The sequence below is a fragment of the Klebsiella sp. HMSC16A12 genome (genome assembly GCF_001808265.1).
Taxonomy (GTDB): Bacteria; Pseudomonadota; Gammaproteobacteria; order Enterobacterales; family Enterobacteriaceae; genus Klebsiella; species Klebsiella pneumoniae.
Map to the genome: position 1 here is coordinate 1 of NZ_KV792517.1, position 10,344 is coordinate 10,344.

A 10,344-nucleotide genomic window follows, 5' to 3' on the forward strand; every position below is an offset into this window, starting at 1 on the left:
CTGTCCCCTTCCCGGACGATCTCCAGCTCGCTGACGCCGTCAAAATCCAGGTCCCGGGGCAGACGGATGGCGCGGTTATTGCCGTTTTTAAATATCGAAACTGTGCGCATGGATGTTCCTCCGGCTGATCATGCATGATGTGTGAGTACATATGTGCAGTATATGCCTGTCGGACTGGTTTGTATAGGTGTTACATATGCAGATGCGTGGCATATGGATATGTTGTACATATCCTGCTTTCTCATTTTTCCACCGCAGATCCGAAAACTCCCAAAGTCGGATCTGAACGGAGTAATCGTATGGCAGGATGAAGGAGATACAGCAGGAGGGTGTTCAAAGCAAAAGGCAGGTGCGAACGGAAGGTCCGCTTTGAGCTGTGAGTTCAACGGGTCGATGCAACGCTATCCTTAATCAAGGGGGACGTTGTCATGAAACGAAGAACTCGGATTAACTACACGCCAGAGCAGAAGGCAATTATCTGGGACAGATATAAGCAAGGTGATTCTCTACATGATATCGCCAGAATGTTCGACAGATATCATTCTTCCATTATGCCCACTATCCACCAGACAGGCGGCTATCGTCCTCCCGTGCGAAAACGGCACCGATTAGCGCTTTCGCTTGATGAAAGAGAGGAGATATCCAGAGGGCTGGTAGCAAAACTCAGTATCAGGGATATCGCCGCCAAATTATCAAGAGCGCCCTCAACGATTAGCCGCGAGGTCAGGAGGCACGGTGGTGCAAAACAATACCGTGCAGCAAAAGCCGATGCTACTGCGTGGGAAAATGCACTGAGACCAAAACCTTGCAAGCTAATTGAAAGCCCCGCATTGTGTAAAATCATTGCAGAGAAGATGCATCAGGACTGGTCGCCGGAACAGATCGCCGGTTGGCTGAAACGCTGTTATCCGGATAATCAGGAAATGCATGTGTCACACGAAACGATTTATAAAACGCTTTTTATACAAACCCGGGGAGCATTAAAAAAAGAGCTGCAGCAATGCCTCAGAAGCGGAAGAGCAGTGCGTAGATCCAGAACGTCATCGCTTAAAGGGAAAGGATTAGGGTCAATCCCTAACACGATACCTGTCAGCGAAACGCCACCAGAGGCGGCTGACAGAGCCATCCCAGGTCACTGGGAAGGTGACTTGATTCAGGGCTCGAAAAACTCCTATATCATCACCCTCGTAGAACGTCATTCTCGTTTTATTATGCTGGCGAAGATCAGAGACAACAAGACCATAACGGTTATATCTGCACTCATCAGACAAGCCCGGGAATTACCTGCTGAGCTTTATAAAACATTAACTTGGGATCGTGGCGCTGAAATGACCAGCCACACACGATTTACTATAGCGACAGACATTCAGATTTATTTTTGTGATCCTCAATCTCCCTGGCAACGTGGCTCAAATGAAAATACGAACAGATTGCTCAGACAATATTTTCCAAAAGGAACTGACTTATCGGTTCACAGCCAGCAAAGACTTAACAGTGTTGCCAGACAGCTCAACGAAAGGCCGAGAAAAACGCTAGACTATGAATCACCCGCAGAACGGTTCAATCAATGTGTTGCATCCATCGGTTGAACTCACAGCCAGAAGCGGACACTGTTCACAATATCGAGTTAATCATTGGATATGTTGATCGCTCCCATTGAAAAATTTCACATTATCCAATATATCAATGTTGAGGCTTCCCTCTTACACCTCTAAAGGATAACTATCATGGGTCTTAAACCTGGTCCAAAACCAATTGCTAAATCGACAGGAAAACCGGATCAACGTCGACGTGATAATAAAGATACTCCTGGTAATACCCCGGGACTAAAGCCTAGTAAATCTACAGGGAAATAAAAAATTCAGGGTATATATGTCTTATTTATACCCTGATTACATATCCAGATTACTAAAGATGTTTCTGCAACCAGATGCGCGTACCTTCTGTTTCATACGCCTTTGCACCATACCCTTTCGCAAGAAGGGACTCTGGTAAATACTCGTCATATTTATCTAAGTACTTTTCTGGAACATCTGTGGCAAGATCAAATGCAGATGGCAAGCCTGACAACAACATTTCTTTCAGCGCGTGCTGAACGGAAGCTACACTGGAGTTATCGATTTCTATAACGCCAGCAAATGAATTTGCTTTAAAACCACAACGTATGAGCAAGGCTGTAATCGTATTGACAACTTTATCCCCCATCCAGGGTATTACGTAACAGTGTTGTCCACTCGTAATAAAACACTCATTTTGAAGTTTAAAACGCTGAAAGTTACTACAGCCTTCCGCAAATAGGTTTCTGGCGGCAGTATCGGCATAATCTACTTTCTTGCTACCTATTGCTATGCGGTAATCACCTTCCCTATAGATAGCGAGCATTTCCTGACGAACGGCATCATGAACAGACATACCTCCCCCACTAAATTGTGGTGGCTGACCGCCTTTGGTTGCCTCTACATAGATAACTTTTTTCTCTGTCTCGATCTCTGTCACTTTCCAGCGCCGCCCACCGAAGATGATGTGTTGGTCTGGTAGCAGTGGGGAGTCCACAGGCACTGTTCCAAGGGTTCTGTTTCCGGTGATAATGCGGAACTCTTCTGGTGTATTGAACACGGCATAAAAAGTGTAATGGTTAGTCAGTTTCTCCCCCTCTGCCCCAACAACCATTTCGCCGCTAGCAAGTTGAGTGAGTAGGCCACATGCTCCCATATGTTTAAGCAGGCTTTTGAAATCGTTTAAATCTACATTTCTGAACAGCCCTGTCTGGCATAGTTGTGACCAGAGCTGGTCGGCACGAACTCCACCCCATTGTGCGGTAATTGCAAGAATCTGGTGTAGCAGCGTGGAGTAATGCATCTGCCGGGAATCGGCAGGCTCAAACCATTGTTTAGAGATCATCAACCTGATCATTGCCATCGACTGCACCAACTGGAGTCGTAGGTGATCAACGATACTGCTACTCACAGTAAGCTCATTTTCTGTAATTAGCATTCTGAGTACTGACGGGGAATCGCGTCGCCCAGAACGCCCCATTCGCTGGCGCAAACTGGAAACAGAATGCGGAGGCGTAACTTGGATAACCGATTTAACCTTACCGATATCAATTCCCAACTCAAGCGTCATTGTACAAACAGCTGTTGTGGGCAAATTTCCTTTCTGAAGACGAGATTCAAGCACCTCACGTAATTCCTTGGCAAGGGAACCATGGTGGGGGAAAAATTCATTCGGAACAATTTGTTCCTCACACATGTCGCTCAGCGTTGCCGCAATGCTTTCAGTGCGTTTTCGGCTGTTTGCAAAGACCAAATGAGAATCGCCACGGCAAAGTCTAAAAATGTCAGCGCAAACGTCATGTTCAGCTGAACTCTGAAGTTCTTCATCATTTTGGATCACTCGCTCCAGGTACCCTTTGACCTGTACCTGAAGAGTGGTCATGCTATTACTATCTGTAACAGTTACGCAGGGGAGTCGTTTGTCCGGGCGCAACATTTCGGGCACTTTCTCCAGTTCCCCCAGCGTGGCACTCAACGCAACGCGGGGAATTGGATTTACCTGGCATCCTAGCACATGGTCAATTCTATTGAGCAGAGAAAGCAGCTGTACACCACGCTCTGAACCAATAAAAGCATGAAACTCATCAATAACGATGTATGCGACTGAAGAAAACGCCTGTTTGAGCCAGCCCATTGAATTTATGAGCAAAGACTCAAGTGACTCAGGTGTAATCAGTAAAATGCCAGCAGGGTTCGTCCGAGCCTTCTTCTTTTTGCTTTGTGGTACATCCCCGTGCCAGGGAGTCACTGGCATTTCCAATGCATCTCCAAGGCTCCCAAGACGACGGTACTGATCGTTAATCAATGCCTTCAACGGACTGATATAGACGATGCCAAATCCATTCGTGAGATCTGCAACTGCCGAACAGGCAGGAAGAAAGAAAGCCTCTGTTTTACCCGCTGCTGTACCTGCACTGATTAGCACGTCTCGATCACGGGCTAAAATTGCCGGGATAGAACTCTCCTGCAAGGGCCTTAATGTCGACCACCCCTGCTTGTAAACCCACTTACGGACGCGGGGATCGAGGCTATCGTAGGCACTGCTCATAGTTTGAAGTTCGCCAGTCCGTCGTCGTCATCGCTTTCCTCCGTAGTGGTGTCATCCATATCGCTGGGCCGGTCCTCTTCAATCGCCACACCCTCGATTAGTGTTTGCCAGTTCATCGTTCTGTTTTGTTCCAGCACGGCCAGCATGTCCAGGAAACCTTTTATGGTATTACGGGGGGTACGGAAGTAAGCGTCTCCAATGGTTTTACTACAGTGATGCAGGAATCCAGTCAGTGCCTCATCTGGTACCAGATAATTCTCTGGATCTCCACCGGCATAAACATGACGAAGATTTCTCAGCAAAATATACAGTTCCTCAGGGGTGAGGCTGGCAAGATGCAAAGTGGGGGATGAGTAGTCAATCACTCCTGCTTTTTGCGCGAACCGGTTTTCCGCCAGACGCGACTGGAGCGCCTCATAGCCGTAAAGACCTTTACGCGGATCGAAAAGAAACTCTGGCGTACCCCCGAGGATAAAACCAATGTTCTCGGCTGAGCCTTGCAGGCAGTCATTCAGGATCCGCAAAATCTGTTCGTAGTTCGCTGTTCTTGCTTGCGTATTATTCAGCTTCAAGAGGTTCACCATTTCGTCGAGGCTGACCAAAAGACCGGCATAGCCTGCCTGGCGGACAAAAAGGCTCATCAGCTTCAAAGAATCATAGAATGATGCGTCTGAGATAATAGTCCGAACGTCGAGATCGTGACGGGCATCAGTTTTAGTAGTGTACTCTCCACGCAACCAGCGAATGGCATTGGATTTTAGCGTTTCGTTATCCTGCTCATGCCCCCGCCAGAATGCATCAATGACCTTCGCAAAGTCATATCCACCGACCATATCTGATAGTGCTGCCAGGCGTTTATGAATAACTGATGAAACCTCGGAGCCGTCCGTGTCAGCTTCCTTCCTTGCCTCCGTAACGAACCTTTCAACAACGCTAAGTAACGCATTACCATCCGGCTTGTTTCTGGTGGACATGTTTTTCATGAGCTCAGAATAAAGATTACGAGCCTGACCTCCCGATGAGTGAATACGTCTGTCAGGAGAAAGGTCAGCACTGACTGACACCAACTTCTTCTCCAGCGCAATAGAGCGCACAACACTCAGAAAGAACGTTTTACCAGAACCATATTCACCGATGATAAGTCTGAAGCTTGCACCACCGTCAGCAATCCTCTCAATATCCTGATGGAGAGCGGTGATCTCATTCACGCGGCCAACCTGGATATGCTGAATGCCTATCCTTGGCGTTACACCTGACTTAAGTGACTGAATAATAGCGTCGCGTTCTTTCACTCTTATACGTGTTACAGACATTCACTATCCCTCTAATTCTTTGGCAATTTCCAGGTCAACCCAGATATCATCATCGGCATCGTCCAGTACTGGAGCATCAACCACCGCATAGGACCAGTCATTGATCACCTCAAGCGCACCGCCGAGCATCAAATTCAAATTTCCGCACAATTCTGTCGCCTCTTTTCGGGACCACTGTTCTTTCTCCAGCAAACTGCGATAAAGCTGGCTATGTGCGGAGTCAAGTCCCCCCGCCTCCGTTGATGAGGCTGGAGCGCTTTCTGGCTCTTCCGGTTCTTCTTCGGTGAAAATTGTGTTCAGCAATTTACGAACATCATCCGTGGCAGATTCGTGGCGGGCAAGTACATTAGCATCCAGTGTGAACCCTGCTGCTGGCTGATCAGTTGGTACAGACGAGACGAGATCATGTTCAGTTGCGGAATGCTGATGGATATTGCTCGAGACAGATGAGGGATCCAGCCCCAAACTTGAATAAATCTTCTCAAGCTGTTTGATTTCGGCAGGCGCTATTGTCCCATCCGAACAGGCAACACTAACGATAACCTTACCCACAGCAGCTTTTTCCGCGGCCCCCATCAACTCAATCCTACTTTTCATTCCTGTCATATTGGCTGGGGTATGAAGTTGCCACGTTAAATACGCATGTAGAGAGCGTTTTTCATCATCGGTGAAGCCAGGATTGTTGTTGATGGCATTCTCAAGTACTTTCTGTTCAGCTTGATCAAGAGAATCGTCAATCAAGGCGACCATCGCCCCTAATCTGAGCGTCATTACGGCTGAGATAAATTCAGGAGAAGGTGAGAAGCGTCCACCTTCTGCGGCAGGGAATAGAACAAGTGTCCCATCAACATCCGCCTTCACATGGTGATAATACGGGTCAGGTGCCAGACCGTAACCCATCTTCAGAGCAAAGGCCTGCATCAAATCGGCCTCTTTTTTATTGATCTTATTGGGGCAACTGGCATTCATATGTGCCCAAAAGTCAGCAACTGAGACTAACCCCTCCTTGACGAGGATCGCCTCATCAGCCCAGCGTTTGAATGAGCTTAATATTTTTTCTGCGCTTTCATTAACGATCTCTGAAGGGAGCAGCATAATTGCAGCCGTATCATTGACTGACGTACCTTTCCTACCAAGGTAGCGACTATAAGCATCAAGTTCATCTGTACATATATCGGCAAGAGCCATAATTTTCTGGACAGGGCTCTTCAACGCACTTGGATCAGGCAGGTCGGGAACAGGAAGTCGAACACCTCGCAAACTAGGACTTGCTGGTGTGTAATCTAACCTTAGGCGCGTTTTATTCGCCTTAACGACCATCCCTTCACCATATTTGAGGGTGTAACGCCGTTTGAAAAGTGCAGCAAACTCTTTAGCACAGCGGCGAGCCGGGGTACGCAGCGAATACTCGGTGTGGTTTATTACCCAGTTCAACGCCAGTTCAGCTGATACAGGAACTCCTTCATGTACAGTTTTTGCAAGAGCCAGCTTAAATTGCATGCTGTTGCTGAAACCTGAATTGCTATCGAGCGCAGTGGCTAAGCCCATGTTCGGGCGCAGAATAGACATGGCTTCGAGTAATTGGGTCGAATATCCACGGAAGGAGCGGTTCTCAATGAATATCGATCTTAACCGAGCGACTTCATTGAACAGATTACGGAACTCAGCATCAGGGAATTTTGGGTCAGTGGAATCTACGAGCGCTTTTCTTTCCAGGCCGTAGAGGTAGATAAAAACATAGCCGATAGGACACGATGGATCAGACCTATCGCTGGCAAGCCAACTGACATACGCACCGCGTGCTTCTGGGGAAAGAGAGGAAAAACTGGGCCAGTATCCTAATGAACTGTCCTCGTAAAGATAAGAAGTAGGTTTTATCTTACATGTGTCATCAATTAATGATGCCTCACTTCCATCGTCATAATAGCCGCCTGATTCCTGACCGGAGGGCTTCATACGTTGCCCCACGTAAATGTGGCCACCGCTAATTGCTACACCAGCTACAGTTATCATCTCACCCGGAAGTACCCATCGAGCTAGTGCACCTGCTGACTTTGAGGTGTTGCGGTAATGATTGGTTGTCACCCGAAGTTCAACACCCCGGCCACCGCTCAATGTAAAAGTTGCAAGGTTATCGTCTTCACTATCATCGTTTCGCACAACCGCCTCTTTTTTCTTGATGTCAGCGAGCCATTCTTTTGGCGGTGCTTTCACGGGGTCTGAAGCATAAGACTTTGGAGATTTACGTTTTTTCTTTCTAAAAAACAACAAGTAAATGACAAAAATCGCCGCCAAAAACTTCAATAACTCCATGATATATAACCTTAAAATCATTCTTCACGCATATTTACAAGCAGTGATGAAGGCAGGGCAAGTGGATTAATCTCAAAATAATACTTCTAAATTGCGAGGGTTAAAAGCAAATCACAATTAAAATTAACCCAATGATTTAAATGATAAAAATCATTTAATAATGTGTTTAACCAGCAGTGAAATTTTAAGGTGTTAAAACCTGTTAGGCGATTCGTCTCTAAATGATGTTGTACTACTGCTACGTTAACATGCGAGCAAATGTACTGCGGATGCACATCTGACCACTGTATGATGATACTTACCTATTCGCTGAGAATCTCGGCAACTTTATGGCAGGGAAGCTTTTAGAGACTATACCGTCTCGAATTTCCGTTTATCGCTCTCAGCAGACCTTCAGCATCCTAAGCTTGTCTGCTGTAGGCCAGGAGCGGTCATTTATACGTAGTAGCTCAATGACTGCTTCGTACATAAAGCTGTCATTGGACTTTCTGACCTTACATGAAGTGGTCAACAAAAACTGGCCACCGCGTTAGAGTTTTTCCAGTATCGGTTTTCTGATTCGTTTGGCGGTAACCCACCATTATATTCGTGCGGTCTTAGTGCGCTGTAATATCCAACGATATAGTCCGTTATTGCGTGAGCTGCATCGCTGAAGCTTACATAGCCCGTCGCCGGCACCCATTCGTTCTTCAGACTCCTGAAGAAGCGCTCCATTGGGCTGTTATCCCAGCAGTTTCCACGCCGACTCATACTCTGCCTGATCCGGTATCGCCACAGTAACTGCCGGAACTGCCTGCTCGTATAATGGCTGCCTTGGACGCCCTTCTAAGAGTCAAGCTGTTATCGGGATACTGTTGATCCGCCTGTTTTGATTGCGCAGTAACGTGTAAACTTCGCGGGAGATATATCGCTTTAGACAGCGTATCGCTTCCATTTTTGTATGTCCTTCGGCTACACGCCAGGCGACATATTCCTTTGTTTTTGCGTCAGTTCGTAAGCGTCCGATGGCGATGATGTGAAGTGCACTATTTGCAGCACGATCTCCACCACGATTAAGTCGGTAACGGTTCGTTTTTCCAGAAGAAACGGGGACCGGGCTGACACCACACAGTGCCGCAAATCCTGATTCTGATCTTAACCGTTGAGGATTGTCTCCGGCAGTGATCAGCAACTGTGAAGCGCTTTCGTATCCGATAGCATTACGTTTAATCAGCTCAGGTGCCAACTCGTCGACAATTGCCGCAATCATGACATCCAGATCAGCGATTTCGTCATGTAACTCGAGATAGCGTCGGGCAAGGGACTTTAATGAAATGCGATAAACGTTGGTTACATTGCGGTATTCACTGGCATCAGGTCTCCAGGAACCCAGGGTCCTGATGAGCTGCATGCGCGTCATATTTCTGAGCTGTTCACGTAATTCATCCGGGGCAGAGATAATATTTGAATGGATAATCTGGAGAGCGACTCTGCGGGCTGATATTGCTGTTTTTCGGCAAGTTTTTAATACCCGCAGGGACTCAATCATGCCATCACGCGTTTTGGGAGTAACTGTCCTGATGCCTGAGAATGCTGCATGAGCGGCACATTCAGCATCAATTGTGTCACTTTTACCCCGTTTGCGTCGCTCCATCCGGTCTGGAGCAGTCACCTCAAGAACTTCTAACCCGGCGTTCTGAAAATAACGAAGCAAACCGGAACCATAGGTACCTGTGCACTCAACACCAATTCGCTTTAATGTCCCAAACGAGGTCATCCATGCCAGCATCTGCCGGTAACCTTGTCGTGTTGTGGAGAAATACTGAGTCCCAAGGACTTTATTGTTCTGATCTACGACAGCGGCAACGTGCAAATCTTTATGTGTATCCACGCCACCCACAACGGCAGCTTCGGTAACTTTATCAACCATGACAGAGCTCCTGTGAGGAAACAGAGTTGAATCTCCAGACAGATAACCCGGACAGGACAGTAACGAGACAAGCCGTCAGGCCCTTCTTGAGTCACGCGCATCGGTGAGGAGATGCCTCGCATGAAGGCGCTTCCGGCAACCGACGGGTCCAGGGCAGGACACAAAAGGTCGATCGCTGTGTGAGTCAGGATGCGGGAAGGTCTTCACTGCATCAGTAATCACACCAATCTGGTTAAACGGCAAACTAAGTGGTGGTAAAGACTGACATCGGCATTATTACTATCGCTATGTACGATAACCTCGCTGTCTGGTTTTCGGCGCCAGACCGCCATCATCAGCGCGTCGAGCGCCAGTTCGCGTGAGAGAGTGGGTTTCATCGACCAGCCGACCACATTACGGGCGAAGAGATCGATAACCACCGCCAGATACAGCCAGCCCTGCCAGGTGCGGAGTAGAGTAAGAGGCAGGGCGTAGTCGGACTATTTCCCTGCCTCTCCTCTCCGAACCGGACGTGCACCTTTCAGCGCATCCGGCTCCCCATTTAAACGCTGGCGAACGCCATTGCCACTGCAGTATAGCGCGATGTATACGTGTTTCTGGTTTCCGTCCTTAGGTAATGGTTACCTTCGGGCAGTCGCCAGCGAAACAGCTTCTTGCCTTGCCCCACCAACCGGTACAGTATTTCGCCGCTGAGCTTACCGTGAT

General features: G+C 47.8%; 5 protein-coding genes and 4 pseudogenes. 1 reads left to right on the forward strand and 8 read right to left on the reverse strand.

Features of this window, described 5'->3' with window-relative positions:
- A pseudogene (locus tag HMPREF3140_RS00395) lies at nucleotides 1-110 on the reverse strand (AbrB/MazE/SpoVT family DNA-binding domain-containing protein); the annotation flags it as partial.
- Nucleotides 111-428: 318 nt separating this feature from the next.
- On the opposite strand from HMPREF3140_RS00395, the gene HMPREF3140_RS00400 reads away from it, so the two are divergent.
- Nucleotides 429-1,589, forward strand: a complete 1,161-nt coding sequence (locus HMPREF3140_RS00400; RefSeq protein ID WP_032435685.1) for an IS30-like element ISCfr4 family transposase — start codon at nucleotides 429-431, stop codon at nucleotides 1,587-1,589.
- A gap of 319 nt (nucleotides 1,590-1,908) precedes the next feature.
- On the opposite strand, the gene HMPREF3140_RS00405 is transcribed toward HMPREF3140_RS00400, so the two are convergent.
- From HMPREF3140_RS00405 to HMPREF3140_RS29065, 7 genes and pseudogenes are all read right to left on the reverse strand, one after another.
- Nucleotides 1,909-4,104, reverse strand: coding sequence for a DEAD/DEAH box helicase (locus tag HMPREF3140_RS00405; protein WP_032435683.1), 2,196 nt, complete (start codon nucleotides 4,102-4,104; stop codon nucleotides 1,909-1,911).
- Nucleotides 4,101-5,417, reverse strand: coding sequence for an ATP-binding protein (locus HMPREF3140_RS00410; protein WP_049127683.1), 1,317 nt, complete (start codon nucleotides 5,415-5,417; stop codon nucleotides 4,101-4,103). Before HMPREF3140_RS00410 ends, HMPREF3140_RS00405 begins: the two co-directional genes overlap by 4 nt.
- Nucleotides 5,418-5,420: 3 nt before the next feature.
- Nucleotides 5,421-7,730 carry a tellurite resistance TerB family protein gene (locus tag HMPREF3140_RS00415; protein WP_070552791.1) on the reverse strand — a complete coding sequence of 770 codons (2,310 nt, stop codon included), beginning with the start codon at nucleotides 7,728-7,730 and terminating at the stop codon, nucleotides 5,421-5,423.
- Between the two features lie 507 nt (nucleotides 7,731-8,237).
- Nucleotides 8,238-8,546: pseudogene (locus tag HMPREF3140_RS26710) on the reverse strand (integrase core domain-containing protein); the annotation flags it as partial.
- A 16-nt stretch (nucleotides 8,547-8,562) separates the two neighbouring features.
- The gene (locus HMPREF3140_RS00420) at nucleotides 8,563-9,639 is read right to left on the reverse strand and encodes an IS110 family RNA-guided transposase (protein WP_032435678.1); all 1,077 of its coding nucleotides are present in this window, start codon (nucleotides 9,637-9,639) and stop codon (nucleotides 8,563-8,565) included.
- Between the two features lie 224 nt (nucleotides 9,640-9,863).
- Nucleotides 9,864-10,100, reverse strand: a pseudogene (locus HMPREF3140_RS26720) (DDE-type integrase/transposase/recombinase); the annotation flags it as partial.
- A gap of 80 nt (nucleotides 10,101-10,180) precedes the next feature.
- Nucleotides 10,181-10,344, reverse strand: a pseudogene (locus HMPREF3140_RS29065) (group II intron reverse transcriptase/maturase); the annotation flags it as partial.

Coding starts and splice junctions, on each gene's coding strand:
- HMPREF3140_RS00400 (WP_032435685.1), top strand. CDS start 429: ATGAAACGAAGAACTCGGATTAACTACACGCCAGAGCAGAAGGCAATT.
- HMPREF3140_RS00405 (WP_032435683.1), bottom strand. CDS start 4,104: ATGAGCAGTGCCTACGATAGCCTCGATCCCCGCGTCCGTAAGTGGGTT.
- HMPREF3140_RS00410 (WP_049127683.1), bottom strand. CDS start 5,417: ATGTCTGTAACACGTATAAGAGTGAAAGAACGCGACGCTATTATTCAG.
- HMPREF3140_RS00415 (WP_070552791.1), bottom strand. CDS start 7,730: ATGGAGTTATTGAAGTTTTTGGCGGCGATTTTTGTCATTTACTTGTTG.
- HMPREF3140_RS00420 (WP_032435678.1), bottom strand. CDS start 9,639: ATGGTTGATAAAGTTACCGAAGCTGCCGTTGTGGGTGGCGTGGATACA.